General features: G+C 73.1%; 20 protein-coding genes, 1 tRNA gene and 1 pseudogene. 12 read left to right on the top strand and 10 right to left on the bottom strand.

Annotation, left to right across the window (positions count from 1 at the left end; translation table 11 throughout):
- Positions 1-212: 212 nt before the first annotated feature.
- A complete protein-coding gene (locus tag IE207_RS17190; protein WP_190185138.1) occupies positions 213-1,064 on the bottom strand; it encodes a LysR substrate-binding domain-containing protein in 852 nt (283 codons plus the stop codon).
- Positions 1,065-1,193: 129 nt separating this feature from the next.
- On the opposite strand from IE207_RS17190, the gene IE207_RS17185 reads away from it, so the two are divergent.
- Both IE207_RS17185 and IE207_RS17180 read left to right on the top strand, forming a co-directional pair.
- Complete coding sequence (locus tag IE207_RS17185; RefSeq protein WP_190185079.1) at positions 1,194-2,213, top strand: bile acid:sodium symporter family protein; 1,020 nt, start codon at positions 1,194-1,196, stop codon at positions 2,211-2,213.
- A 42-nt stretch (positions 2,214-2,255) separates the two neighbouring features.
- Positions 2,256-2,693, top strand: coding sequence for a (2Fe-2S) ferredoxin domain-containing protein (locus IE207_RS17180; protein ID WP_190185078.1), 438 nt, complete (start codon positions 2,256-2,258; stop codon positions 2,691-2,693).
- Between the two features lie 12 nt (positions 2,694-2,705).
- Here the strand turns inward: IE207_RS17180 and fdhD are convergent, their stop codons facing one another.
- On the bottom strand, positions 2,706-3,533 hold the full coding sequence (gene fdhD / locus IE207_RS17175) for a formate dehydrogenase accessory sulfurtransferase FdhD (protein ID WP_190185077.1): 828 nt from the start codon (positions 3,531-3,533) through the stop codon (positions 2,706-2,708).
- A 221-nt stretch (positions 3,534-3,754) separates the two neighbouring features.
- Here fdhD and IE207_RS17170 point away from each other — a divergent pair, with 221 nt between their 5' ends.
- Both IE207_RS17170 and IE207_RS17165 read left to right on the top strand, forming a co-directional pair.
- Positions 3,755-4,696, top strand: coding sequence for a beta-ketoacyl-ACP synthase III (locus IE207_RS17170; RefSeq protein ID WP_190185076.1), 942 nt, complete (start codon positions 3,755-3,757; stop codon positions 4,694-4,696).
- A 123-nt stretch (positions 4,697-4,819) separates the two neighbouring features.
- Positions 4,820-4,907, top strand: a tRNA-Leu gene (locus tag IE207_RS17165).
- A 45-nt stretch (positions 4,908-4,952) separates the two neighbouring features.
- On the opposite strand, the gene IE207_RS17160 is transcribed toward IE207_RS17165, so the two are convergent.
- Positions 4,953-6,470 carry an FAD-dependent monooxygenase gene (locus IE207_RS17160; protein ID WP_190185075.1) on the bottom strand — a complete coding sequence of 506 codons (1,518 nt, stop codon included), beginning with the start codon at positions 6,468-6,470 and terminating at the stop codon, positions 4,953-4,955.
- A gap of 184 nt (positions 6,471-6,654) precedes the next feature.
- Here IE207_RS17160 and IE207_RS17155 point away from each other — a divergent pair, with 184 nt between their 5' ends.
- On the top strand, positions 6,655-8,298 hold the full coding sequence (locus IE207_RS17155; protein ID WP_506004948.1) for a serine/threonine-protein kinase: 1,644 nt from the start codon (positions 6,655-6,657) through the stop codon (positions 8,296-8,298).
- Positions 8,299-8,706: 408 nt separating this feature from the next.
- Here IE207_RS17155 and IE207_RS33210 read toward each other — a convergent pair.
- Both IE207_RS33210 and IE207_RS17145 read right to left on the bottom strand, forming a co-directional pair.
- Positions 8,707-9,426 (bottom strand): annotated as a pseudogene (locus IE207_RS33210) (IclR family transcriptional regulator domain-containing protein); the annotation flags it as partial.
- A gap of 788 nt (positions 9,427-10,214) precedes the next feature.
- Complete coding sequence (locus IE207_RS17145) at positions 10,215-10,667, bottom strand: RNA polymerase sigma factor (protein WP_229873781.1); 453 nt, start codon at positions 10,665-10,667, stop codon at positions 10,215-10,217.
- Positions 10,668-11,375: 708 nt separating this feature from the next.
- Here IE207_RS17145 and metG point away from each other — a divergent pair.
- From metG to IE207_RS17130, 3 genes are all read left to right on the top strand, one after another.
- Positions 11,376-13,091 carry a methionine--tRNA ligase gene (gene metG / locus IE207_RS17140; protein ID WP_190185074.1) on the top strand — a complete coding sequence of 572 codons (1,716 nt, stop codon included), beginning with the start codon at positions 11,376-11,378 and terminating at the stop codon, positions 13,089-13,091.
- A gap of 158 nt (positions 13,092-13,249) precedes the next feature.
- Positions 13,250-13,783 carry a hypothetical protein gene (locus IE207_RS17135; protein ID WP_190185073.1) on the top strand — a complete coding sequence of 178 codons (534 nt, stop codon included), beginning with the start codon at positions 13,250-13,252 and terminating at the stop codon, positions 13,781-13,783.
- 45 nt (positions 13,784-13,828) lie between these two features.
- Positions 13,829-14,605, top strand: coding sequence for a bestrophin-like domain (locus tag IE207_RS17130; protein WP_190185072.1), 777 nt, complete (start codon positions 13,829-13,831; stop codon positions 14,603-14,605).
- Positions 14,606-14,614: 9 nt separating this feature from the next.
- On the opposite strand, the gene IE207_RS17125 is transcribed toward IE207_RS17130, so the two are convergent.
- From IE207_RS17125 to IE207_RS17115, 3 genes are all read right to left on the bottom strand, one after another.
- Positions 14,615-15,796 carry an MAB_1171c family putative transporter gene (locus tag IE207_RS17125; RefSeq protein ID WP_190185071.1) on the bottom strand — a complete coding sequence of 394 codons (1,182 nt, stop codon included), beginning with the start codon at positions 15,794-15,796 and terminating at the stop codon, positions 14,615-14,617.
- The gene (locus IE207_RS17120; protein WP_190185070.1) at positions 15,793-16,350 is read right to left on the bottom strand and encodes a toxin-antitoxin system, toxin component; all 558 of its coding nucleotides are present in this window, start codon (positions 16,348-16,350) and stop codon (positions 15,793-15,795) included. Before IE207_RS17120 ends, IE207_RS17125 begins: the two co-directional genes overlap by 4 nt.
- A gap of 65 nt (positions 16,351-16,415) precedes the next feature.
- A complete protein-coding gene (locus IE207_RS17115) occupies positions 16,416-17,084 on the bottom strand; it encodes a helix-turn-helix domain-containing protein (protein ID WP_190185069.1) in 669 nt (222 codons plus the stop codon).
- A 336-nt stretch (positions 17,085-17,420) separates the two neighbouring features.
- Here IE207_RS17115 and IE207_RS17110 point away from each other — a divergent pair, with 336 nt between their 5' ends.
- From IE207_RS17110 to IE207_RS17100, 3 genes are all read left to right on the top strand, one after another.
- Positions 17,421-18,293 (top strand): helix-turn-helix domain-containing protein, encoded by an 873-nt coding sequence (locus tag IE207_RS17110; protein WP_190185068.1) that lies wholly within the window; start codon positions 17,421-17,423, stop codon positions 18,291-18,293.
- A 188-nt stretch (positions 18,294-18,481) separates the two neighbouring features.
- Positions 18,482-19,831 (top strand): 6-phospho-beta-glucosidase, encoded by a 1,350-nt coding sequence (locus IE207_RS17105; RefSeq protein ID WP_190185134.1) that lies wholly within the window; start codon positions 18,482-18,484, stop codon positions 19,829-19,831.
- 36 nt (positions 19,832-19,867) lie between these two features.
- Complete coding sequence (locus IE207_RS17100) at positions 19,868-21,970, top strand: MDR family MFS transporter (protein ID WP_190185067.1); 2,103 nt, start codon at positions 19,868-19,870, stop codon at positions 21,968-21,970.
- Between the two features lie 34 nt (positions 21,971-22,004).
- Here IE207_RS17100 and IE207_RS17095 read toward each other — a convergent pair whose 3' ends face one another.
- Together IE207_RS17095 and IE207_RS17090 are read right to left on the bottom strand one after the other, a co-directional pair.
- On the bottom strand, positions 22,005-22,490 hold the full coding sequence (locus IE207_RS17095) for a nucleotide triphosphate diphosphatase NUDT15 (protein ID WP_190185066.1): 486 nt from the start codon (positions 22,488-22,490) through the stop codon (positions 22,005-22,007).
- Positions 22,487-23,113, bottom strand: coding sequence for a helix-turn-helix domain-containing protein (locus IE207_RS17090; RefSeq protein ID WP_190185065.1), 627 nt, complete (start codon positions 23,111-23,113; stop codon positions 22,487-22,489). The genes IE207_RS17095 and IE207_RS17090 overlap by 4 nt, the downstream gene beginning before the upstream one ends.
- Positions 23,114-23,272: 159 nt before the next feature.
- Between IE207_RS17090 and IE207_RS17085 the strand changes: the two genes are divergently transcribed.
- Positions 23,273-24,652 carry an NAD(P)/FAD-dependent oxidoreductase gene (locus tag IE207_RS17085; RefSeq protein WP_190185064.1) on the top strand — a complete coding sequence of 460 codons (1,380 nt, stop codon included), beginning with the start codon at positions 23,273-23,275 and terminating at the stop codon, positions 24,650-24,652.
- Positions 24,653-24,658: the final 6 nt, after the last annotated feature.

Raw genomic sequence — 24,658 nt, 5'->3', positions numbered from 1 at the left:
CGGCGCCGCGACGCTATCCCACGCGACCGGCCGACCGGCACCCCCCGGGAAACCTCCACAAGATCCCCCCGGACCGTCCGGTGTACGTGTGACCTGCACGGAGGGGCCGGGAGCGGCCGGCTCGCGGTCTGCTCCAGCCGCCTGGCGAGGACCCGTTCACGCCGGCCTGCCCACGCGGGTCCGCCCACGCCGGCCCGTTCACGCGGGTCCGCTCACGCCGGACGGCTCACGCGGTCGCCGCCGGAGAGGACGGCGGCCGCCAGGGCGTCCGATGCCGGGGTCGGCCGCCGCCCCTGGAGCAGCGCGAACTCCACCGGCCCCAGCTCCGGCAGCCCGCCGACCCGCACCAGCCCCGGCGGGATCAGACCGCGGGTGTGCGCCATCACGCCGAGCCCCGCGCGGGCCGCTGCGACCAGCCCGCTCAGGCTGCCGCTCGTGCAGGCGATCCGCCAGGGCCGCCCGTCCCGCTCCAGCACCTCCAAGGCCCGCGCCCGGGTGATGCCCGGCGGCGGGAAGGCGATCAGCGGAACGGGCCGCTCCGGGTCCACCCGCAGCCCCTGCGCCCCGATCCACACCATCCGGTCCCGCCACACCAGGCGCCCGCGCTCGTCCCCGGGTCCGCGCCGCTTGGCGAGCACCAGATCGAGCCGTCCCGCGTCGAGCCGTTCGTGCAGGATGCCCGACAGCTCGACGGACAGTTCGAGCTCCACCTCGGGGTGCTCCTGGCGGAAGGTCCCCAGGATCTCCGGGAGCCGGGTCAGGACGAAGTCCTCCGACGCCCCGAAGCGCAGCCGGCCGCGCAGCCGGGTGCCGGTGAAGAAGGCCGCCGCCCGCTCGTGCGCCTCCAGGATGGTGCGGGCGAACCCGAGCAGGGCCTCGCCGTCCTCGGTCAGCTCGACGCTGTGCGTGTCGCGGGTGAACAGGGGCCGGCCCGTCGCCTCCTCCAGCCGCCGCACGTGCTGGCTGACGGTGGACTGGCGCACCCCGAGCCGGCCCGCCGCGTGCGTGAAGCTGAGCGTCTGCGCGACGGTCAGGAAGGTGCGCAGCTGGACCGGGTCGTACATACCGGGACCGTTCATCGCTCAAGGCTATTGCGATACGTGATGACAGTCAGAGCGGTGTACGGCTTTCCCGATGACCGTCACCCGCGTCAGCATGGGGAAGACCCGCCCCCGGTAGCAGAGAGCACCCTTATGGCCCGCCCCCGCCCGCCCGTCCGGTTCCCGCCGGACCCGTACGTCCTGGCCCTGCTCGCCACGGTCGCCCTCGCCGCGCTGCTCCCCGCGCGGGGCACCGCCGCGACCGTCGCCGACGCGGCCCAGTCCCTCGCCGTCGCCCTGCTCTTCTTCCTCTACGGGGCCCGGCTCTCCACCCGCGAGGCCCTCGACGGCCTGCGCCACTGGCGGCTCCACCTCACCGTGCTCGCCGCCACCTTCGCCGTGTTCCCGCTGCTGGGCCTGGCCGCCCGCGGGCTCGTCCCCGGCGTCCTGACCCCGCCGCTCTACCACGGCCTGCTCTTCCTCTGCCTGGTCCCCTCGACCATCCAGTCCTCCATCGCCTTCACCTCGATCGCCCGGGGGAACGTGCCCGCCGCCATCTGTGCCGGCTCGTTCTCCAGCCTCGCCGGGATCCTCCTCACACCGCTGCTCGCCGCCGGGCTGCTGGGCGGCCGGGCCGGCGGCCTCTCTGCCGGCTCCCTGCTGGGCATCGTGTTCCATCTGCTGTTGCCGTTCCTGCTGGGCCAGGTCCTGCGCCGCTGGATCGGCGGCTTCCTGGTCCGCCACAAGAAGGTGCTCGGCTACGTGGACCGGGGCTCGATCCTGCTCGTCGTCTACGCGGCGTTCAGCGCGGGCGTGGCCGCCGGGATATGGCACCAGGTCGGCCTCGTGCGCCTGGCGGCGCTGACGGGGGTGGAGGCCGTACTCCTCGCCGTGATGCTGCTGGTCACCTGGTACGGGGCCGGGCGCCTCGGCTTCGGCCGTGAAGACCGCATCGCCATCCAGTTCGCCGGGTCGAAGAAGAGCCTCGCCGCCGGACTGCCCATGGCCGGCGTGCTGTTCGGCGCGCAGGCCGCGCTCGCGGTGCTGCCGTTGATGCTGTTCCACCAGATGCAGCTGATGGTCTGTGCGGTACTGGCCCGCCGCCGCGCCCAGGACCCCGCAGGCGCCGGCAGCACCGAACTGCCCGCCCCTCGTGTGGCGGAGGTCTCCTGAACGGTCCAACACCCCGCCGTGCAGGCCCGGTAACGTGCATCGGTGACCTGGATACGCCCGCTCTCCGCCCACGCCGAACGCCCGTGCACCCTGGTGGTCTGCCGGGGCTGTTGTTGCGGAGACCCCCGCAAGAACCCCGGCACCGACCACGCCGGACAGCTGGCCCGGCTGCGGGAGGCCGCCGCCGCTTCCGGGGGGCGCCTGGCGGTCCGTACGAGCGAGTGCCTCGGCCCCTGCGCCCAGGCCAATGTGATCGTCGTCCAGCCCACCAGCGAGGCCCGGCGCCGGGGCGCCAGGGCGGCCTGGTTCGGTTGGGCCCTCGACGACACCGCGACCGACGAGATCATCGCCTGGGCGCGGGCGGGCGGCCCGGGCACCAGCCCCCTCCCCGCGACCTTGGACCTGCACCGCATCGACCCGCCGGCCCCGGATCCCAAGCCGGCGCGCGGACAGGGCGGCCGGGGGCGCAGGAGGAAATGACGCGCGCCGGGCTCAGAGCGTCACCCGCTCCTCGCCCGCGTAGATGTTCATGTCCTGCCCGCGCAGGAAGCCGATCAGGGTCAGTCCCGACTCCAGTGCGAGGTCGACCGCCAGGGAGGACGGGGCCGAGACCGCGGCCAGCACCGGTATCCCGGCCATCACCGCCTTCTGGGCCAGCTCGAAGGACGCCCGGCCCGACACCAGCAGCACCGCGCCGCCCAGCGGGAGCCGCCCGGCCTGCAACGCCCGGCCGATGATCTTGTCCACGGCGTTGTGCCGGCCGACGTCCTCCCGTACGTCCAGCAGCTCGCCCTCCGCCGAGAACAACGCCGCCGCGTGCAGGCCGCCGGTTCGGTCGAAGACCTTCTGCGCGGCACGCAGCCGGTCCGGCAGCTCCCCCAGCACCGCCGCGCTCACGCGGACCGGGTCGGCCGCGAGCCCGGGAAAACGGGTCGCCGTACGGACCGCGTCCAGGCTGGCCTTGCCGCACAGGCCGCAGGAGGAGGTGGTGTAGACGTTCCGCTCCAGGGAGATGTCGGGCAGCCGAACCCCGGGAGCGAGGCGCACGTTCACCACGTTGTAGGTGTTCGACCCGTCCTCGGCCGCCCCCTCGCAGTAGGTGACGGCCTGGAGGTCGCAGGCGTGCGCGAGCACCCCCTCGCTCACCAGGAAGCCTGCCGCGAGCGCGAAGTCGTCGCCCGGGGTGCGCATCGTGATGGCGAGCGGCTTGCCGTTGAGCCTGATCTCCAGCGGCTCCTCGGCCACGAGCGTGTCCGGCCGGGCCCCGGCGACGCCGCCGCGGATCCGGATGACGCGACGGCGTTCGGTGACCCGCCCCATGTGATCACTCCGTCGTTCTGTCGCTCTGACGTGCGTACGGTCCGTCACGCACCTGTCCGCCCCATTCTCGCGGATGCGCCGCCCCAGGCGTCCCCGGCAGGAAGATCCTCTGAATTCTCCAAAGTAAGGCCCCCTATTCCTGTCGGGTCACACGCACCCGTACCCGCCGGTAGCAGGCAAAGCTGGGTGAACCTGACACTCGTACGAGAGGGATCCCGCCCATGACCGGTTCACGCGTGGTGGCGCTAGGGCACTACCAGCCCGCGAGAGTGCTCACCAACGAGGACCTCGAGGCGATGGTCGACACCAACGACGCGTGGATCCGCTCGCGGGTCGGCATCAGGACCCGCCACATCGCAGGCCCCGACGAGCCGGTCGACGAGCTGGCCTTCCAGGCCGCGGGCAAGGCCCTCGCCCACGCCGGGCTGCTGCCCGGTGACATCGACCTCGTGCTGGTGGCCACCTCGACCGCGATCGACCGCTCGCCCAACATGGCCGCCCGCGTCGCCGCCAAACTGGGCGTGAGCGCCGGGCCCGCCGTCATGGACCTCAACGTCGTCTGCTCGGGCTTCACCCACGCCCTGGCCACCGCCGACCACGCGATCCGGGCCGGCTCCGCCACCCGCGCCCTGGTCATCGGCGCCGACAAGATGACCGAGATCACCGACTGGACGGACCGCACCACCTGCGTGCTGACCGGCGACGGCGCGGGCGCGGCCGTCGTCGAAGCCAGCGCGGAGCCCGGCATCGGCCCCGTCCTGTGGGGCTCCGTGCCGGAGATGGGCCACGCGGTCCGGATCGAGGGCACGCCCCCCGTCTTCGCCCAGGAGGGCCAGTCCGTCTACCGCTGGACCACCAGCCAGCTCCCGCCGCTGGCCCGCAAGGTGTGCGAGAAGGCCGGGATCACCCCGGAAGAGCTGGCCGGCGTCGTCCTGCACCAGGCCAACCTGCGCATCATCGAGCCGCTCGCCGCGAAGATCGGCGCCGTCAACGCCGTCGTCGCCCGGGACGTCGTGGACTCCGGCAACACCTCCGCCGCGAGCATCCCGATGGCCCTGTCGAAGCTGGTCGAGCGCGGCGAGATCCCCTCCGGCGCCCCCGTCCTGCTGTTCGGCTTCGGCGGCAACCTCTCGTACGCGGGACAGGTCATCCACTGCCCCTGACCGCCCGGTCCCGCCATGCCCGCAGGTCAGCGCCGCCCCCCGCCCCGAATACCTGGTCGGAACCACCCCGATCCCCTGCTATTGTTGTCCATGTCGCCGCGGGAAACCGGGGCCGACCACCTGGTCCGGGTGGCGGAATGGCAGACGCGCTAGCTTGAGGTGCTAGTGCCCTTTATCGGGCGTGGGGGTTCAAGTCCCCCCTCGGACACCAGCAAGACCCCACCCCCGCGGTGGGGTCTTTTGCGTTCCCGGCGCGTCAGTCGGTCGTCGGGGCGCCGAACCAGTGGTCGGCGGTCCGCTCGAACGCATCCGTGTCGGGGCGGTCGCCGGCGGCCCAGGCCACCACGCCGTCAGGGCGGACGAGCACGGCGCCCAGTCCGAGGTCGTTCCTCGCCGGTCCCGCCACGTACCGTATTCGGCTCTCCCGGCCCGTCACCGAAGCGCGCAGGCGTCCGCCGGTACTGAAATCGAGCGCGACGCCCCGTCCGTCCTGCATCAGGTCGCCGAGGCGGGTGCCGTCCGCGAGGCGGAGGTCCGGGGCGTTGCGGCCGATGAGCGGGTGGTCGCCACCGAGGTCGTAGCGGACCGAGGTTCCCGAGATCCTCCCCAGCGCGTAGGTCGTTCCGTCACTGGTCGAGAGCAGGTCGCGGACCACTGCCTGGATCGCCTGGGCGTGCGGGTCCGGGCTCATGATCGCCACCTGGGCGCGGGACCAGTCGAGCACCTGCGCACCGACCGGGTGGCGCTCGCGGGTATAGGTGTCGAGAAGTGCGTCGGGAGCCCGCCCCAGCACGGTGGCCGCGAGCTTCCAGCCCAGGTTCACGGCGTCGCCGATGCCCAGGTTGAGTCCCTGCCCGCCGAGCGGGGAGTGGATGTGGGCGGCGTCGCCCGCGAGCAGGACGCGTCCCTGCCGGTAGCTCGAGGTCTGCATCGCCCGGTCGGTGAAGGTGGAGCTCAGATCGACGCCGGTCACCGTCACGTCGGTGCCGGACACCCGGCGCAGAACGGCCTGGAGGTGGTCGCGAGTCGGCTCCTGCGAGCGGTCGAACGCGCCGCCGTCGAAGTCCATCATGCCGATGTTCCCCTCCGCGATCTGGAGGTACATGCCCGTCGACGTGAGGTTGAACCCGAAGCTGAGCTTCTCGGGATCGGCGAAAGTGGCCTGCATCCTGTAGCCGGTGAACCGGGGCTCGGTGCCGGTGAAGTCGAAGCCGGCGAGCCTGCGCACCGTACTGCGGCCGCCGTCGCAGCCGACGAGCCAGCGCGCCGGGTACTCGGCCGTGCCGGCCCGGGCGACGACGCCCTCCTTGTCGTGGGCCAGGGCGCTGACGGTGACGCCGCGCCTGACTTCCACGCCCAGCTTGGCGGCCTGCTCGGACAGCACCGCCTCGACCGCTTCGAGGTTCGTGATCAGGCCCCCCGCCGCCGGGCCGGGAAGCAAGAACGGCAGGGAGGCCTCGTCGAACTTGGCGCCGTCGAGCATGATGCCGGCGAAGTGGCCACCGCGACGCGGTGGTGACGGCTCCCCCTGCGGATCCGCGCCGCGATCATCGGCGGCGCCCGACGCCGTCAACAGCCGGTGCAGCATTCCGCGGCGGTAGAACGCCTCGACCGACGCGGCGTTCAGACCCCGCAACCCGAGCGCCGCCGCCTTGAACGGGGATCCGGCCTCCGCCTCCCGCTCGAGCACCAGGACGGAGCAGCCCGCCAGACCGAGCTCGCAAGCGAGGAACAGACCGACCGGGCCCGCGCCCACGATCACTACGTCATGCATGAGAGATCCCCTCCTCGAACCGCCTGCCGGATGCACACCCGGCAGGTCCTCTCAAAAGGTCCCGGATCCCACCGACAACCGAGCGACAGCCACTGACACATGACCGACACGACGGCTCCACCGCCCGATCCCCCCGGGGTGGCCGGTGCGGCATCATGGCCGTGGACGGGTCGAGGGGGAGAACGTGTCGCAGGGCGAGTCGCGCAACAGTGCTGTGATCGGCGGACGTTACCGGCTGGAGAAGCGGCTGGGGCGGGGTGGGATGGGGACCGTGTGGCGGGCCGAGGACGAGCTGCTCGGGCGGGCCGTCGCGGTCAAGGAGCTGCACCTCGACGGCGGTCGTGAGTCCGGTGGCGCCCTGCGGGAAGCCCGTACGGTCGCGCAGGTCAGGCATCCGCACGTCGTCGTGGTCCACGACGTGGTGGAGCACGAGGGGCGCCCGCACATCGTGATGGAACTCGTCGACGGCGGCTCGCTCGCCGACCGGCTCTCCGCCGCAGGGCCCCTGAGCGTGGAGGAGACGGCGCGCACCGGCCTCGCACTGCTCGGCGCCCTCAGCGCGGCGCACGCGCGCGGGGTGCTCCACCGGGACGTCAAACCGGCGAACGTCCTGATGGAGGCCGGTACGGGCCGGGTGGTGCTCACGGACTTCGGCATCGCGCACCTCGCCGGGGCCACCACGATCAGCGAGACCGGCGCGTTCGTCGGCTCGCCCGAGTACACCTCGCCCGAGCGGATGCAGGGCGCGGCGGCCGCTCCGGCCTGTGACCTGTGGTCGCTCGGCGTGTTGCTGTGCGCGGCACTGACGGGGGAGTCGCCCTTCCACCGCGACTCGCTCGGAGGGGTCCTGCACGCCGTCGTCTACGCCGAGATCCGGCCGCCGGCGCAGGCGGGCCCGCTGCTGCCGGTCGTGCGGGGACTGCTGGAGCGCGATCCGGAGCGCCGGCTGGGAGCGGCCGAGGCGGAGCGGCTGCTGTCGGCGTACGTGGCCACGGGACGGGTTCCGCTGGTCCCGGTTCCTCGCCCTGGTCCCGGGCCCGTCGACGCCGTCCCGCCCGAGCCCGCCGCCCCGGTCCCGACCGCGGCGTTGCGGCCCCGGTCCCGGCCGGGGTTGCGGGCCGGGCTGGTGGCGGCGCTCGTCGTCGCGGCGGTGGTGGCCACTTTGGCCGTGACGTCGCTGCTGCGGGGCGGGACGGCGGAACCGGCGGGGCGGGCTGCGCCGGGCCCCGCCACCACGGTGGTCTCCCCGGCCCCGGCGAACGCCGCCCCCTCGTCGCCCCCGGCTGCTGCATCGCTCCCCTCGACCCCGGCCCCTTCCGCGTCGGCCCCTTCCGCGTCCGCCCCGCCGCCGTCCTCCCGGCCCGCCGCCGCGAGCGCCAAGCGGGCGCCCGCCGGTTACCGGATGCTGGCCGACCCGCAGGGTTTCAGCCTGGCCGTGCCCCAGGGCTACCAGCGCAGTACCGACGACCAGAGGGTCTTCTACGTGTCCCCGGACGGCGCGTTCCGCATCGGCATCAAGACGAAGCCTGCGGCCCCCGGCGGCCCGCTCGCCACCATGCGGGCCTCCGACGCGGACGGCCCCGACAGCAACCCGGGCTACCGCGACGGCACGGTCGTCGCCACCACCCACAACGGACTGCCCGCGGCGCTCTGGGAGTTCACCTGGAACGGCTTCACCACGGCGGAGGGCGCCCGGCACACGTTCGACCTCTGCTGGGACGAGAACGGCCGCCTGTACGACGTCTGGGTCTCCGCCCCGGTCGGCCGGCTCGGCGAGGCCCGCAGCCACTTCGACGCCGCCCTGGACTCCTTCACCCCGGGCGACTGACGGTCTAGTCCGCCCAGGCCCGCAGCACCACCAGCGCCCCGGGCGCGGTCAGGCTGCCGGACTGACGGTCTAGTCCGCCCAGGCCCGCAGCACCACCAGCGCCCCGGGCGCGGTCAGGCTGCCCGGGCTGAGGGGGCCGAAGGTGCGCGGCAGGGCCAGGCGCGGCTGCCCGCCGTCGCAGGCGGCGTCGAAGAGGTACGCGGCCGCCGAAGCGGGGTCGCTGACCAGGTGCGGTCCCTCGGGGGCGGCCGCGCTCCCCGCACCGGTCAGCGGCGTACGGAACAGGTTCCTCAGGTGGCGCAGGACCTCGGGGGTGATCCCCGCGGCGCCCGCCTGCTGCGGCACCGGCACGCTCACCGGCTCCGGCTCGGCCGCGGCGTCCGGGGCGTCCGGGGGGATCGCCCCCGTCAGGAGCAGGGCGAGCAGCACCGGAACGGCCTTGCGGCGCAGCGCGTCGGTGGCGTGCCGCAGCCGGTGCGCGTGGGTGGCCGGGAGGGAGAGGGCGAGGCTGCCGGCGGCGTCCCCCGCCGCGATGGGGACGGCCGCGCAGACGACCCCGGGGGAGTACTCGCGCAGGTCGAAGACGGGGGCGCCCGGGGCCACCGCGTCCAGGGCGCTGAACAGGACCCTGCTGTCGGTGATGGTCTGCCGGGTGAGCCGGGCCGGGCGGTGCCGGGCCACGTGATCGGCCCGCCCGTCGTGGTCGAGCTGGGTCAGCAGGCACTTGCCGACGGCGCTGGCGTGCGCGGCGGCACGGAAGTCCACCCACTCCCGCACCGGCGGTGCCCCGGGCCCGTCCGCCATCTGCGTGATCCGGACCTCGCCCTCGGCGTACCGGCTGAGGTAGACGGCGGCGCCCGCGCTGTCCCGCGCGAGTGCCAGGGTCCGCTGCAACTGCTCCGCGAGGCCCGTGCGGCCCTGGCCGGCGAGCCGGTCGAGGGCCGGCCCCCGGCCGTAGACCCCGGCGGCCGGCCGGTACGCGTACTCCTCCTCGCACAGCATCGACAGCACCGGCCGCAGCTCCGCCTCCGCCAGCCCCGCCTCCCGTGCGAGCAGGCCGGGCCGAACCCCCAGCGGGTGCCGTTCCAGTACCCGTACGACGGCGAGGGCGCGGCGGGCCTCCGCCAGCGCCTCCCCGGGGCCGGCGGAGCGGCCGCTGAGGCGGGCCGCCGCGGTCAGGGACGGATGGCGCAGCGGGCCGGCGCCGAGCCGGGTCGGCTCCGCGGGCACCACCGGACGCCGGAACGCGCTGATCACCGAGGCCAGTCCGGGCTTCGGCAGCGGCACCGGGCCCAGGTCGGCGTCGTCGAGCTGGTCGACGTAGCGCAGGACCGCCGCCTGAGCGCACAGCCGCACCTCGCGCAGGTCGCGGCGGCCGCCCGGCCGGAATCCGCGGCGGCCCAGCTCGACCGCCCAGACCCGGGCGTCGTGGTGCTCGCCGCGCCGCGAGTGGTCGAGGAAGAGGCAGTACGCGGCGGGTGCGGTCCGTGCCCGGCCCGAACCGGCGGCGAACTGCCACCAGAAACGGGCGCCTTCGCGCATCCCGGCCAGGTGCAGCAGACAGCCGAAGACGACGGCTCCGACGAGGTCGGTGTGGCCGCGGTCGGTGAAGGAGCGGAGCCGGGCCTCGGCCTTCGGGTCGCAGACGACCGCCAGGCAGACGGCCTTGAGGTCGCGCCGGGCCCGTTCGGCGTCCAGCGGCATGTCCCGCGCCGGGTCGCTCCAGCCGTAGCCGGAACGGCGCCGGGCGCGGCCGTGGGCGTGGACGTGGCCCAAGCCGGTGCGCGGGATGCGCAGGAGCCGGGCCTCCGCCGCTCCGAGGTCGTAGTGCGGGTAGCGGTCGCGCACGCTGGCCCGGCTCAGGAACTCGGCCAGGGAGCGGGGGGTGCCGTCGCAGTCCTGGCCCTCTCGCGGCCTCATGATTCGGCGGAGGCGTCGAGCAGGCGGGCGAGCCGACGGTGGGCCTGCCCGAGCTGCGAACGGACCGTGGCCTCGTCGACGCCCATCACGGCGGCCGCCTCACCGGGGCTGCACTGGAGCCCGTAGCGCAGCAGCACCGCGTCCCGCTGCCGCTCGGCGAGCCGGGAGACGGCCGAGTAGAAGCGGATGGTGTCCGTCAGCACTTCGTACTGGTCGGTGTGGACCTCCTTGAGAGCCGCCTCGAAGGCGCTGATGTCCATCGGTTCGGGGCAGGGCGTGCGGCGGTGCTGGCGGTCGACGATCCGTTGCTTGAGGACGGTCCAGGCGTAGGCGTCGAGGCGGTCCATGTGAAGCATCCGGAGCCACTCGTTCATGATCGAGTCGAAGGTGGCGTCCACCGCGTCCTCGGCGGCCGCGTCGGAGCCGAGCTGAAGATACGCGAAACGCATGTACGCAGGCCGCCGATTGGTATGGAAAGCCCAATAGGACAGGCGTGCGGGCGGGTCCCACTGGGTCATGGGAGTCGGCTGCCGTCGCCGGCTCGGCAGTCCCACGGCACCCCCGGACTCCTCGGGTCCGCCATCACTCACCGCTCCACCTCGTCCCCTGAACCCGCTGAACCCGCCTGAACCCGCTGAACCCGAAGCCCGCCGGATGTGCCGAACCCTCGTCGCCGTGCCCCGCCCTCGTACGCCGAGCGTCCCTCGCGGCTCTCGTCTGCCCGGCGTTCTCGCCGTCAGCCTGTCAGCGCGGGCGCATTCGGTGGGCGCAGAGAGGAAACCTGGAAGCAAAGCGTTCGGTGACGATCGACTCGTGATCTCCTTCGATCGGGTGACGGCTCAACCAGCGCACACGCATATGCCCCCCGGCAGGTGCTCCCACCCGGCAAAACGGCGTCGACGCGACGGGACGGACCCCGCCGTCCGCCCGCGCCCACCCTCCGGTCACGGGTCCGGGGCCCCGCCGCCGCGCCTGTAACATGACCCCAGCGCGAGGGCCGTGACGCAGAGGTCACTTCCCTCGCTTTTGCGTTACGTCCACCCGTGGAAAAACGGGGCGCCGGGCCTTTCGGCGGTTCGATACGATGAACAGCATCACAGTCCGTCACGGCCCGTTGTCACCGCACATACCGCACATATGAAATGGAGCATCCGAGGATGGCTCGACACCTGATCACCAGCGCGCTTCCCTACATCAACGGGATCAAGCACCTGGGCAACATGGTCGGGTCGATGCTTCCGGCGGATGTGTACTCCCGGTACCTCCGCCAGCGCGGCCACGACGTCCTCTACATCTGCGCCACCGACGAGCACGGCACCCCCGCCGAACTCGCCGCCAAGGCGGCCGGCCTGTCGGTCGCCGAATTCTGTGCGCAGGCGCACGACGCCCAGAAGGCGGTCTACGACGGCTTCGAGCTGTCCTTCGACTACTTCGGCCGCAGCTCCTCGCAGCAGAACGCCGAGATCACCCAGCACTTCGCGCGCCGCCTCCAGGAGAACGGCTTCATCGAGGAGCGCGCGATCCGCCAGGTGTACTCGCCGGTCGACGGGCGCTTCCTGCCGGACCGCTACGTCGAGGGCACCTGCCCGCACTGCGGCTACGACAAGGCCCGCGGCGACCAGTGCGAGAACTGCACCCGCGTCCTGGACCCCACGGACCTGATCGAGCCGCGCTCGGCCATCTCCGGCTCCACGGACCTGGAGGTCCGCGAGACCAAGCACCTCTTCCTCCTCCAGTCCAAGCTCCAGCACGAGGTCGAGGCCTGGGTCGCGGAGCACGAGGAGGAGTGGCCGCAGCTGGCCTCCTCCATCGCCCGCAAGTGGCTGACCGAGGGCCTGCACGACCGTGCGATCACCCGTGACCTCGACTGGGGCGTCCCCGTCCCGGCCGACACGTGGCCCGAGCTCGCCGCCGACGGCAAGGTCTTCTACGTCTGGTTCGACGCGCCGATCGAGTACATCGCCTCCACCAAGGAGTGGGCGGACACCGACCCGGCGAACCGCGACTACAAGTCCTGGTGGTACGAGGCCGAGGACGTGCGCTACACGCAGTTCATGGCCAAGGACAACGTCCCGTTCCACACGGTGATGTTCCCCGCCACCGAGCTCGGCACCCGCGAGCCCTGGAAGAAGGTCGACTACGTCAAGGCCTTCAACTGGCTGACGTACTACGGCGGCAAGTTCTCCACCTCGCAGAAGCGCGGCGTCTTCACCGACCAGGCGCTGGAGATCCTCCCGGCCGACTTCTGGCGCTACTTCCTCATCGCGAACGCCCCCGAGTCCGACGACTCGTCCTTCACGTGGGAGCACTTCGCCGCCACCGTCAACAAGGACCTCGGCGGCACGCTCGGCAACTTCGTCAACCGCGTGCTGACCTTCTCCCGCAAGAAGTTCGGCGACGAGGTCCCGGCGGGCAGCCCGGCCGGCGAGGCCGAAGGCAGGCTGGGCGAGCAGATCGCCGAGCTGCTGGCCGAGTACGAGGGCCACATGGAGTCCCTCCAGTACCGCAAGGCCGCGGCCGCGCTGCGCGCCCTGTGGTCCGCCGGCAACGCGTACCTCGACGAGAAGGCCCCCTGGCTGGAGGTCAAGACCGACCTGGAGGGCGCGGCGCTCACCCTGCGCACCGCGATGAACCTGATCCACTTCTACTCGGTCGTCTCGGAGCCGTTCATCCCGGCCTCGGCGCGCGCCATGCGCTCCGCGTTCGCGCTCGCCGACGACACGGCCACGTGGATCTCCCCGGAGCAGGCCAAGTCGCTGGACGCCGTCCCGGCGGGTACGCCGTTCACCGTGCCGCCGGTGCTCTTCGCCCGGGTCACGGAGGAGGACCTGGAGTCCTACCGCGAGCGCTTCGGGGGCTCCCCGCAGGCCTGAGGCCGCTGAACGCAGACATGAGAGGGGCGCGACCCACCGGGTCGCGCCCCTCTCGCGTACCCGCCAGGCGTGTCGTACCCGGGCCGTGATCGTTTCTTCAACAGCAGCCCCGCATCCACTGCCGGCTGCCGCCGAAACGGATCGGGAGGGCCAGTCACGTGGTGACCGCTTGGCAGTACGTCGCCGGGGCCGGGCTGGCGGGTGCGCTGTGCCCGCTGCACGGCCATGTGGCGGTCGCCGACGACGGAGCCGGCCACGGTGCCCGGGTCGACATCTGCGTGCCCGCCGGGCATCAGCGGCCGCCGGCCGCGCCGAAGCCCCCGGCGCTCATCAGGGAGCCTTCCGTGCGGGTGACCGCGCCCGGGGACCGGCGGCCGACCGTGCGACACCCCGGGCTGGCCCCCGGCCTCCCGGTCCGGCCGGGGACGCCGGGGGAGGGGGCGCAGCCGCCGCCGGTCCGGGCGGCTGCCGGGCCGCAGGCGCAGGCGGCGCTGGCCAGGGCTTCCGCTCCGCCCCCACGAAAGGCCGCCGCCGCGCCCGTGGGCCGCTTCCACGTGCCGGCGTACCACTCATCGGCTCTTGAGCGCAGGGGCCCGAACGGCATCTCCACCATGATGCTGATGGTCGTCGTCACCACCCCGGCCGTGCTCGCCGCCGTCGCGCTGCGCCCCCGCTCCAAGAGCGCCCGGTAGTCCTTCCACCCTCCGACCCTCCGACCCTCGAACGGGAGAACCCTCGTGTCCGAATGGCTGGTCCTGGCCATCGCCATGGCGCTCGTCTGCGCCCTCGTCCTCGCCTGCACCCTGCTCCGGCACCGCCGGGTCGCGGAGGACGAGGACACCAGCGAAACCCCCGACGTCATCGAGTACATGACGATGATGGTCGGCGTGGTCTACGCGATCGTGCTGGGCCTGGCCATCGCCGGTGTCTGGGAGGCGCGCGGCTCCGCCGAGGACAGCGTGCGGCGCGAGGCGCAGTCGCTGTACGAGGTCACCCAGCGCGCCGACGTCTACCCGGCACCGGTGCGCGACCGGATCCGCGGGGAGGTGGACGCGTACGTCTCCCACACCGTCAACGTGGACTGGCCGCGGCTGACCTCCGGGCAGGCCGCCTCCACCGAGGGCGCGAAGCTGCTCGGCACGCTGCGCACCGACGTCACCCACCAGAGCCCGGCCACCGAACTCCAGGCGCAGGCCTACCAGCCGCTGCTCGACCACATCGCGGCGGCCGACGACGCCCGGCACTCGCGGGTGCAGAGCGACGAGTCGACGCTGCCGGGGGTGGTGTGGTTCGGACTGCTGGTGGGCGGCCTGGTCACGGTCGGGCTGATCTTCACGCTCCAGATCCGGCGTTCGGGCCGCGAGCTGCTGCTGGCGGGGCTGTTCAGCGCGCTGATCGTGTTCCTGCTGTTCATGGTGTGGAGTTTCGACGCGCCGTACGGGCGGGACGGCTCCGATTCGGCGGGGCCGTTCGAGGACCTCTTCCCGACGGTGTCGATCGCGGCGGCGCGGTAGGCCCGTTCGTCAGAGTCCCGACAGGGCCGCGGCCTGCCGTCGTACCGCCGCCACCAGGGGCGAGTGCCGCAGGGCGTGGGAGATCCGTACGAGGTCGCGCGGCCCGTCGGCGGTGACGTGGACCCGGTCCGCCCCGTTCGGGCCGCAGGCGCCCTCGGGGTCGGTGACGCTCGTGCGCACCGCCGCCGCGACCATCGCGGCGTCGGCGACGGCGCGGGCCGTGGCCTCGTCGGCGCCGTCCGCGCGGGCCTGCTGGTAGGCGAGGTCCCGGCGACGGCGGTCGAAGCAGGGGCCCAGGCGCAGGAAGCCGTCGTGGATGTCCGACTCCCGCTGGATCATCCTGATTTCCGCCGGTGACCACCAGGACATGCGGACCGAGGGGGTTCCGGCGGGCGCGGTGCTCTGCATCTCGTGCCAGAGCGTGCCCAGGCGCCGGTAGGTCGACCAGGTGCGCCAGCTGTCGGAGAGGTGCTGGCACAGCAGCGGCAGCACGAAGCCGGTGGCGCTGACGAGCGCGCCCATGGAGGCGAGCGGCGGGGCGACGAGGGTGCTCAGGTCGTCCAGGTCGTGGCCGGTCCAGCGGGCGACGACGGCCGACATCTTGGCGGCGTCGTAGGCGAGGCTGAACGCGTAGCCGCCGACGATGATGAACAGGCCGGTGCGCAGCCAGCCGCGGACCTGGAGGGCCCAGCGCCAGCACATGGCCGTCATCGTGATCGCGGCCACGTTGTGGGCGAGCAGGTAGGCGGCGATCATCAGCCGGATGTACGGGGTGTTGGCGTAGTAGGTGTCGAAGTCGCGCAGCCGTTCCACCGGGGCGGAGCCGAGGGCGTACACGACGATGATCGCGGCGATCACGACGGAGTAGCCGGAGATCCAGCGGCGGGAGGTGCGCCGGATCTCCTCGGGCTCGCCGCCGCGCCAGTTGAAGATCAGCACCAGGCAGGAGGCGCTGAACGCGGTGATGAGGCAGTAGACCAGGGGGGCCGAGAAGTTGGGGACACCGGTCCAGCGGTTGACGGCCGCGATGGTCGGCGGGGCGGCGAAGGTGAACACCGCCCCGGCCAGCATCAGCAGGGCGCAGACGGAACGCAGCAGCGGATCGCGCCAGTCGGCGCGCAGGGCCGGCACCTTGAAGGCGAGGGAGACCGCCATCGCCGCCGCGGGGATGTAGTAGTCCTGTCCGTTCAAAGCTCGTTCCTGTGCCCCCGGTAGCCGAGGGACGTTTCGATCCTGCCGGCGAGCTGGTCGCGCTGCGCGGGGGCGCGGTGTCCGCCGGACCCGGCGAGCCAGTTCCTGCACCGGCTGCCGAGCAGCAGCCCGAAGGTCTCCGCCTCCGTCTCCTCCCGGACGTCGGCGCGGGTGCGGGCGGCGACGCGGCGGACCGTCTCGCCGATGTCGGCCTCGTCGGCCAGCAGCCGCGCGGCGACGGCTGCCCCGTCGACGTGGTGGCTGCAGTGGCCCGCCTTCATGTGCCACAGTTCGTGGCCCAGGATCACCAGCTGGTGGTCGGGTGCCGTGCGTTCCTCGATGACGATCAGGTCGCGGTGTGCCAGGTCGAGCCAGAGCCCGCTGGCCGTCCCCTCGGGGAACGCGGCCGTCCGGAACTCCACCGGCCGGCCCCGCAGTCTGCTCATGCCCTCGCAGAGCGCGGCGTAAAGGTCCACTGGCTCGACGGGGGCGGTCAGCTTGATGCCGGCCACCAGCTCCCCGCACAACCGCCGCTGCTCTCTGCCTATGCTCACCGTTCTCCCCGTCGGCGCGGATCCGGATCAGGACTCAAGGATCAGATCCAGGCTTTTCGACTGGGTCATGATTCGTTCGGTTTGACGCTTTCGAGGAGCATGTCCAGCCATTCGGTCACCTTGTCCCGGTGCTTGTCGCTGGGCAGTTGGGCGGCGCGCCAGGCGATGCCCCGTACGCCGTGGTTCTGCAGGAGTCTTGCCAGCGGATCGCCGGCTGATGCGGCCTCGGCGGGTACGGTTTCGCGCTCGCGTCCGGCGAAGTCCTGGAGCAGTTGCTGCTCGGTGCGCTGGAGGGCGTCGGTGAGGGCGTCCGCGTCGTGGGCGGTGAGGAAGCCGGCGTGCACGCCGAAGAAGCGCTGGATCGCGTCGCAGTGCTCCATCGTGGGCCGGCGGTCGCCGTTGATCAGGGCGCCCGCCTGCTGCCGGGACATGCCGGCTCCGTCCGCGATCTCCTGCTGGGTGTAGCGGCGGCCGTTGGGTTTGACCCTGGTGCGCCGGAGCAGGTCCAGACGCTGCAGGAATCGGGTCTGCAGGTCGGGTTCACCGGCCCGCCGGCCGTCGAGCAGGGTTTTGATCACGTCCGTCGGGACACCCGAGGCCTCGGAGAGCCGGCGGAGGTCGAATACCTGGTTCAGGTCTCGGCCCATCTTGCCCGCGAGTTCGGCGACCCGCGTGACGGTGGCTGCCAGAGACGCGTTGGCCACCGCGACGGGAGCCGGGAAGCCGTCTGTCACCAGTGGTTCTCCTAGATCGCGCGGGGTCAATACGGGCACGGGGTCGGCCCCAGGGAATCTATCCGGTCTCCCCCCGGAGGGCCAGAACTTGCCACAGCTGTGGCGGGAATGAGCTGTCGTCAGGCTGGAATTGCCACAATAGTTGACACTCGAATGAAGTCGGTAGCAGGATCGCAACACGGAAATGAAGATCCAGACCGTGAGGAGGGGGAGCTCTCGGTGCCACATCTCGCAGCGGTGGGCCCGTCCGATGGCCTCGTCCGAGCCGGCGAGGAACGCCTGACGGGCGATGACTCGGCCCGTGGCGCAGTGCGGTCGGAGCGACGCAAGGAGCTTTTGCGCCAGCGCCGCGAGGAACTGGGCCTGAGCCAGGAGGACCTCGCCGCACGACTGCGCATCAGCGTGCGCGCGTACGGCAATTGGGAACGCGGCCTGGTCAAGGAGTGGACGGACCGCAAACTGCTCGCCCTGGCCGAGGCCTTGGAGATGAGCGAGCGGCAGTGCTTCTGGCTGTTCCGGGTCATGGTCGACCGGGACCCGCCGCCCACCTGGCGGGCCGCCGAGGAGAACCGGCTGCCCGAGGACCCCGCCCAGCGCGACTACCTGTGCGACTACGCGGCCCTCATGGAAGCCGTGCCCTACCCGAGCTTCCTGGTGGACCACCGCTGGGACGTGGCCCTGACCAACTCGGCCTTCGACAAGCTCTTCCAGACGGTGCGCCCGCACCCCACGGCCCTGCCGGACGACAACTTCCTGCGCTTCGTCCTGTTCCACCCGGACGCCGCCGCCGTGCTGGAGGACCACGAACCGGCCTGGTGCGTCCCGCTGCTGGCCCGGTTCGCGACCGCGCTGGCCGCTTCCCCGGACGACGAGGGACTGCGGAGCATCCGCCAGGAAGTGGCCCGCGACCCGTTCATGGAGGCCGCCTACCGCTACGGCGTCCCGCACTGGCTCAGCACCCACGGGTCGGACGCCGCCGAGCAGGACGGGGCGGTGCGCACGGTGCGCCACCCGGATCCGGGCTGGGGCCTGGTGCGCTGCCGGATGGTGGCGGAGTCCAGCCGGATGCTCGACGCGATGGGGCTCACCCGGATCACCCTGGTCCTCTCGACGCCGCAGGGCCGGCCCGCCGGGCCGGCCGGTCCCGGCCAGGGGTTCGCGCACCAGCAAGGTGCGCGGCTGCGCGCGGTGCCGTCGCTCGGGGACTGATACCGGCCGAGGGCGCGGCCTTGCGGCCGAGGGTGTGGCCTTCGGGCCGAGGGCGCGGCCGGAGGTGCCCCGCGGGCGCTTCCGGCAGGGGACACTGGAGGCCTTGATCGTGTGCCGCGCCGCGCCGACCCAGCGGGATCGCGCCCGCCGTGTCACCGATCGTGGCACTGGCGAAGGGCGGTAGGGACGTGCGGCTGACCATCCTCGGCGGGGGCGGCTTCCGCGTCCCGCTCGTCTACGGGGCACTCCTGGGCGACCGCGCCGAGGGCAGGGTGACCCACGTGACCCTCTACGACGAGGACCCGTCCCGGCTCACCGCGATGGCCCGGGTCCTCGCCGACCAGGCCGCCGGCGTACCGGACGCCCCGGCGGTCGCCGCCACCGCCGACCTCGACGAGGCGCTGCGCGGGGCCGACTTCGTCTTCTCCGCCATCCGCGTCGGCGGCCTGGAAGGGCGCGCCGCCGACGAGCGGATCGCCCTCGCCGAGGGGGTCCTCGGGCAGGAGACGGTGGGCGCGGGCGGAGTGGCGTACGGCCTGCGCACCGTGCCGGTGGTCCGTGAGATCGCCCGCAGGATCGCCCGCGTCGCCCCGGACGCCTGGGTCATCAACTTCACCAACCCGGCCGGGCTGGTCACCGAGGCGATGGCCGAGGTGCTCGGAGGCCGGGTCATCGGCATCTGCGACTCCCCGGTGGGCCTCGGTCGGCGCATCGCGGGCCTGCTGGGCGTCCGGCCCGAGGAGGCGTGGATCGACTACGTCGGCCTGAACCACCTGGGCTGGATCCGCGGGCTGCGCGTGGCGGGCCGCGACGAACTGCCCCGGCTGCTGGCCGACACCAAGGCGCTGGAGTCCTTCGAGGAGGGCCGGCTCTTCGGGCCGGAGTGGCTGCGCTCGCTCGGCGCGGTCCCGAACGAGTACCTGCACTACTACTACTTCAACCGCGAGACCGTACGCGGCTACCTGGAGGCCCGCCAGACCCGCGGCGCCTTCCTGCGCGACCAGCAGCGCGAGTTCTACGCCCGGGCCGGGCGGCAGGGGCAGCCGCCCGGGTCGGCGCTGGCCGCCTGGGACCGGACCCGGGCCGAGCGGGAGGCCACGTACATGGCCGAGAACCGGGAGGCGGCGGGCGTCGGCGAGCGCGACGAGAGCGACCTGGAGTCCGGCGGGTACGAGAAGGTGGCGCTCGCGCTGATGCGGGCGATCGCCCGGAACGAGCGGGCCACCTTGATCCTCAACGTGCCCAACGGCTCGACGCTTTCCGTGCTCGACGCGCAGGCGGTCATCGAGGTGCCGTGCCTGGTCGACGCGGGCGGCGCCCACCCGGTGGCCGTCGACCCGCTGCCGCTGCACGCCGTGGGACTGGTGACCTCGGTCAAGGCGGTCGAACGGGAGGTGTTGGCCGCCGCGGCGAGCGGCTCGCGGGCGGACGCGGTCAAGGCCTTCGCCCTCCATCCGCTCGTGGACTCGGTGACCGTGGCCCGGCGGCTCCTGACCGGGTACGCGGCGGAGCACCCGGGCCTGGCCTACCTGCGCTGATCCGGGATCCGCGTCACCCGTACGGCCCCGCGCCGCATGCGCCGGGACGGGGGCGCTGTGAGAGTGCGACATGTGACCACAGCCCCCGCCACGGCCGCCGCGCCACCCGTGCTCGACCGGCGGCGGCGCAACGTCGTGTTCGGCACGATCATGCTGGGCGTCCTGCTGGCGGCTCTGGACCAGACCATCGTCGGCACCGCCCTGCCGACGATCGTGGCGGACCTCGGCGGCGCGGCCCGCATGTCGTGGGTGGTGACCGCCTACCTGCTGGCGGAGACCGTGGCGACGGTCCTGGTCGGCAAGTTCGGCGACCTCTTCGGGCGCAAACTCGTCTTCCAGGTCTCGGCCGTCGTCTTCATCACCGGATCGTTCCTGTGCGGGCTGTCCGGCAACATGACGATGCTGATCCTGTGGCGCGGCCTCCAGGGCATCGGCGCGGGCGGCCTGATGGTCACCTCGATGGCGCTGATCGCCGATGTGGTGCCGCTGCGCGAACGGGGCAAGTACCAGGGCGCGATCGGCGCCGTGTTCGGCGTCGCCACCGTCATCGGGCCGCTGCTCGGCGGGCTGTTCACCGACCACCTGAGCTGGCGCTGGGCCTTCTACGTCAACGTCCCGCTCGCGATCCTGGTGGTGATCGCCGCCGCCCGGACGATCCCCTCGGTACGGGCGGCGGGCAGGCCCGTCATCGACTACCCGGGCATCGCGCTGGTCACGGTCGGGGCGAGCGCGCTCATCCTCGCCACCAGTTGGGGCGGGAACGAGTACGCCTGGGCCTCGCCCGTGATCGTCGGCCTCTTCGCAGTCGGCGCCGCGGCCCTCGCGCTGTTCTGCGTGGTCGAGACGCGGGCCGCCGAACCGATGCTGCCGATGCGGCTGTTCGCCAACCCCGTCTTCGGCGTGTGCTCGGTGCTCAGCTTCGTCGTGGGGTTCGCGATGCTGGGCGCCATGACCTTCCTGCCGACGTACCTGCAGTACGTGGACGGCGATTCGGCCACGGTCTCCGGCGTGCGGACCCTGCCGCTGGTCATCGGGCTGCTGATCGCCTCCGTCTTCAGCGGCAACGTCACCTCCAAGACCGGCCGCTACCGGATCTTCCCCATCGTGGGGTGCGCGGTGATGGGCGCCGGGCTGTACCTGCTGTCCCTGATGGGGCCGGGCACCGGGGCCTGGTCGGCATCGCTGTACATGTTCGTCCTGGGCGCCGGCATCGGACTGTGCATGCAGGTCCTGACGATCGCCGTGCAGAACACCGTCGACTACTCCGATCTCGGCACCGCCACGTCCGGTGTGACGTTCTTCCGCACGCTCGGCAGTGCCTTCGGCACCGCGGTCTTCGGCACGATCTACGCCAACACCCTCGCGCCCCACCTCGCGGCGGGCGTCGCGGAGGCGGCCCGCGCCACCGGCCGGGACCCGAGACTGCTGGGCCTGGCCGCGCGGAGCCCGCAAGGGGTGCACGCCCTCGACCCGGCCGCCGCCGGGCCGATCATCGACGCGTACGCGCGCACCCTGCACACGGTGTTCCTGTGGACGGTGCCCGTGGCGGCGCTGGGCTTCGTCGTCGCACTGTTCCTCAAGGAGGTCCGGCTGCGCGACAGCGTCCGGGCGTCGTCGACGGACATGGGCGAGGGCTTCGCCTCGCCCGTCACCGCCTCGGGGGACTCGGCGAAGCTGCTGGAGCTGGCGGTCGGCAAACTCGTACGGGGCATGGGCCCCGACACGGCGCGCGCGATCGTGAACGGCTCCGACACCCGGCTGGACATCGCGGGGGCGTGGACGGTGATGCAGGTGGACCTGCTGACCCGGACGGTCGGACACGCGAGCCTCGGGCTCGTCGCGGCCAGACGGTCGGTGCCGCCGGAGGTGCTGCTGCCGGTCTTCGACCGGATGGTGGAGGAGGGCTACCTGAGCCACGAGGGCGTCTTCTTCTCGCTCACCCCGGCGGGGGAGCGGGAGGCCGCGGTGATCTCCCTGGCGTGGGCCGACTGGCTGGGCGACCGGCTGGAGCGCGACGGGGGCCGCCCCCGCAGCGCGGCACTGCGCACGGCGGCGGACGCCATCGCCAAGCGCCTCCTGGCGGAGGACCTGGCGGAGGGCAACTTCGCCCCCCGCCAGGGCCCGGCCCAGGTGTATTGATCACGAGCGTCCACCACGCTCGTGATCAATACACCTAGCGGGCTTCGTGCGGGGTGGCGAGGTAGTCGTGCGAGGGGACGTGGGGGAGCGCGGGGGTGAGGTCGGGGCGCCAGGTGCGCAGGACCGCCGCCGAGGGGGCGTAGAGGGCCGTGGGGATGTCGGCCGGGGCGAACCAGGACCAGCGGGCGATCTTGTGGGGCTCGGTCACGGCGGGGGTGCCCTCGGCGGCGTGGGTGACGGCGGCCGCCGTCAGACGGGTCAGGCCGGAGCGCGCGTCGATCTGGACGCCGAGCACCTCGATGTCCCCCGGGGCCGCGCGCAGTGCCGTTTCCTCTTCGAGTTCCCGCGCCGCGGCCTGCTCGAAGCCCTCGCCGGGGTCCACCTTGCCGCCGGGCAGCTCCCAGCGGCCGTCGTGGGCCTGGCCGAGCAGGATCCGGCCGTCGGCGGCGACCACGACGAGGCCGACGCCGACCACCGCGTTGGGCTGCGGGACGGCGCGTTCGGGGCGCTGATTGCTCATGGGCGTCCTTCCGGGGAGACGGTGGCGGGGCGGGCGCGGACATGGATCCGCTCGCCCTGGGGGCCGAACAGACTGAGGAACTCGGCGGGTTGCGGGCCCGCGTTGAAGAAGGCGTGCGGCGTGCGCGTGTCGAACTCGGCGGCCTCGCCCGCCGTGAGGACGAGGTCGTGCTCGCCCAGCAGCAGCCGGACCCGGCCCGAGAGGACGTACAGCCACTCGTAGCCCTCGTGGACCTTCGGCTCGGGCAGGGGCTGCGAAGGGTCGCGGGGCGGCAGGATCTGCTTGAACGCGTGCACCCCGCCGAAGTCGCGGGAGAGCGGTACGTAGGTGCAGCCGTGCCGGACGAAGGGGCGCGGACGGATCCGGGGATCCCCGGTGTCCGGCGCCCCGACGAGGTCGTCCAGCGCCACCCGGTGGGCCCTGGCCAGCGGGAGCAGCAGCTCCAGCGTGGGCCGGCGCTGCCCCGACTCCAGCCGCGACAGCGTGGAGAGCGAAATGCCGGTGGCCTCGCTGAGCTGCGCCAGGGTCGTGCCGCGCCGACGGCGCAACGCGCGCAGCCGGGGGCCGACGGCGGTGATGACGCCGGCGAGGTCCTCGGCCGGCTCCTGCTCATCGGTGGACATGACTCCATTTGCCGGTTCGGCAATCCCATTTGTCAAGCGGCGCCGGATGCGATGCCCCCGGACGCGGCTCGGACAACCGTGCGGGTTTCGGTCAGGGCCCGCCCGCGCAGGCTCTGGGCGGTCCGATCGTCGTACGGTTCGTCGGCTCAGGGGGGCGCAATGGCACACGTACTGGTCATCGGCGGAGGGATCGGCGGGCAGGCGACCGCGCTGCTCGCGGCCCGGCGGGGACACACCGTCGAGCTCTTCGAACGCGATTCCCGCGCCCCCGGCACCGCCCTCGACCGCGACTTCTTCGGCTGGCGCCGCCCCACCGTGCCCCAGGCCACCCAGCCGCACGCCCTGCTCGGCGCCGCACGCACCGTACTGCGCGGGGAACTGCCCGACGTGTACGCCGAGATGCTGAGGCTGGGGGCGCGCGAGCGCAACGAGCTCGACTGGTTCGACGAGCGCCCGCCGACCCGGCCGGGCGACGACGACCTCGTCATGATCCAGGCCCGGCGCATCCTGCTGGAGAGCGCCATGGCCACCGCGCTGCGCACCGAGCCCGGCGTCGTGGCGCGCTATGGGGAACCGGTGACGGGACTGCGGTTCGAAGGGAACCGGGTCACGGGCGCGACCTCCGTGACCGGGACCTACGAAGGGGACCTGGTCATCGACGCGGCCGGCCGGCGAGGGGCCACCGAGCGGTGGCTGGCCGCGGCGGGCTGCCGGCCGCCGGTGGTGGAGCGGCACCGTACGGGGCTGGCCTACTTCTGCCGCTGGTACCGGCTGCCCGCGGGCCTGACGGACGGGCCGCACCGCCCCTGGGCGATCACCGGCGGCACCTTCGCCGGGTGCGCCGTCTTCCCCGCCGACAACCGGGTCTTCGCCGTGACCCTGTTCGTCCACACCGAGGACCCCACGCGCTCGGCGCTGCGCGATCCGGCCGTCTTCGAAGCCGCGGCGCGGGCCTTCCCGCCGGGGGAGGCGTGGCTGCGGCTGGACGCGGAGCCGCTGTCGGAGGTACTGGCCACCGCGAGCCTCGACAACCGGTGGAGCGCGCTGAGCGACGGGCGGGGACCGGTGGTGAGCGGGCTGGTACCGGTCGGGGACGCCATCACCCACACCAACCCGACGCTGGGACAGGGCACTTCGCTGACTCTGTGGGCGGCGAGCCGGGTGGCGCGCACCGCGCACCAGGACCCGGGGTCGGCCGGGTTCGCCGCCGGCTACCACGCGTGGGCGGTGCGGACCTTGAAGCCCTGGTTCGACTTCCAGGTGGTCGCGGACGCGGCGATCGGGGAGCGCTTCGCGACGAGGGCGGGTCGTACGGGGACGGCGCGGGAGGTGGCCGCGCTGTTCGACTGCGCGCTGGAGGATCCGGAGGTGATGCGGGCCCGGGCGCGGGTGCGGCACCTGGTGGAGCCGCCGGAACGGGCGTACGCGGATCCGGAGATCCGGGCGCGGGTGGCGCGGTGGCTGGCGGACCGGCCGGACTACGCGCCGAACGTGGCCGGGCCGGACCGGGGGGAGTGGGAGAAGCTGACGAAGGGCTGAGAGGGA

Source organism: Streptomyces cirratus, from assembly GCF_014650775.1.
In the GTDB taxonomy this organism is placed as follows: Bacteria; Actinomycetota; Actinomycetes; order Streptomycetales; family Streptomycetaceae; genus Streptomyces; species Streptomyces cirratus.
The sequence above is the reverse complement of the archived record's forward strand: the minus strand, read 5'-3'. Positions and strand labels throughout refer to the sequence as shown.

Bases quoted from the DNA above. Each gene is read 5' to 3' on its own strand.
- IE207_RS17190 (WP_190185138.1), bottom strand. From the start codon at position 1,064: ATGTACGACCCGGTCCAGCTGCGCACCTTCCTGACCGTCGCGCAGACG.
- IE207_RS17185 (WP_190185079.1), top strand. From the start codon at position 1,194: ATGGCCCGCCCCCGCCCGCCCGTCCGGTTCCCGCCGGACCCGTACGTC.
- fdhD (WP_190185077.1), bottom strand. From the start codon at position 3,533: ATGGGGCGGGTCACCGAACGCCGTCGCGTCATCCGGATCCGCGGCGGC.
- IE207_RS17170 (WP_190185076.1), top strand. From the start codon at position 3,755: ATGACCGGTTCACGCGTGGTGGCGCTAGGGCACTACCAGCCCGCGAGA.
- IE207_RS17160 (WP_190185075.1), bottom strand. From the start codon at position 6,470: ATGCATGACGTAGTGATCGTGGGCGCGGGCCCGGTCGGTCTGTTCCTC.
- IE207_RS17145 (WP_229873781.1), bottom strand. From the start codon at position 10,667: ATGCGTTTCGCGTATCTTCAGCTCGGCTCCGACGCGGCCGCCGAGGAC.
- metG (WP_190185074.1), top strand. From the start codon at position 11,376: ATGGCTCGACACCTGATCACCAGCGCGCTTCCCTACATCAACGGGATC.
- IE207_RS17100 (WP_190185067.1), top strand. From the start codon at position 19,868: ATGCGCCGGGACGGGGGCGCTGTGAGAGTGCGACATGTGACCACAGCC.
- IE207_RS17095 (WP_190185066.1), bottom strand. From the start codon at position 22,490: ATGAGCAATCAGCGCCCCGAACGCGCCGTCCCGCAGCCCAACGCGGTG.
- IE207_RS17090 (WP_190185065.1), bottom strand. From the start codon at position 23,113: ATGTCCACCGATGAGCAGGAGCCGGCCGAGGACCTCGCCGGCGTCATC.
- IE207_RS17085 (WP_190185064.1), top strand. From the start codon at position 23,273: ATGGCACACGTACTGGTCATCGGCGGAGGGATCGGCGGGCAGGCGACC.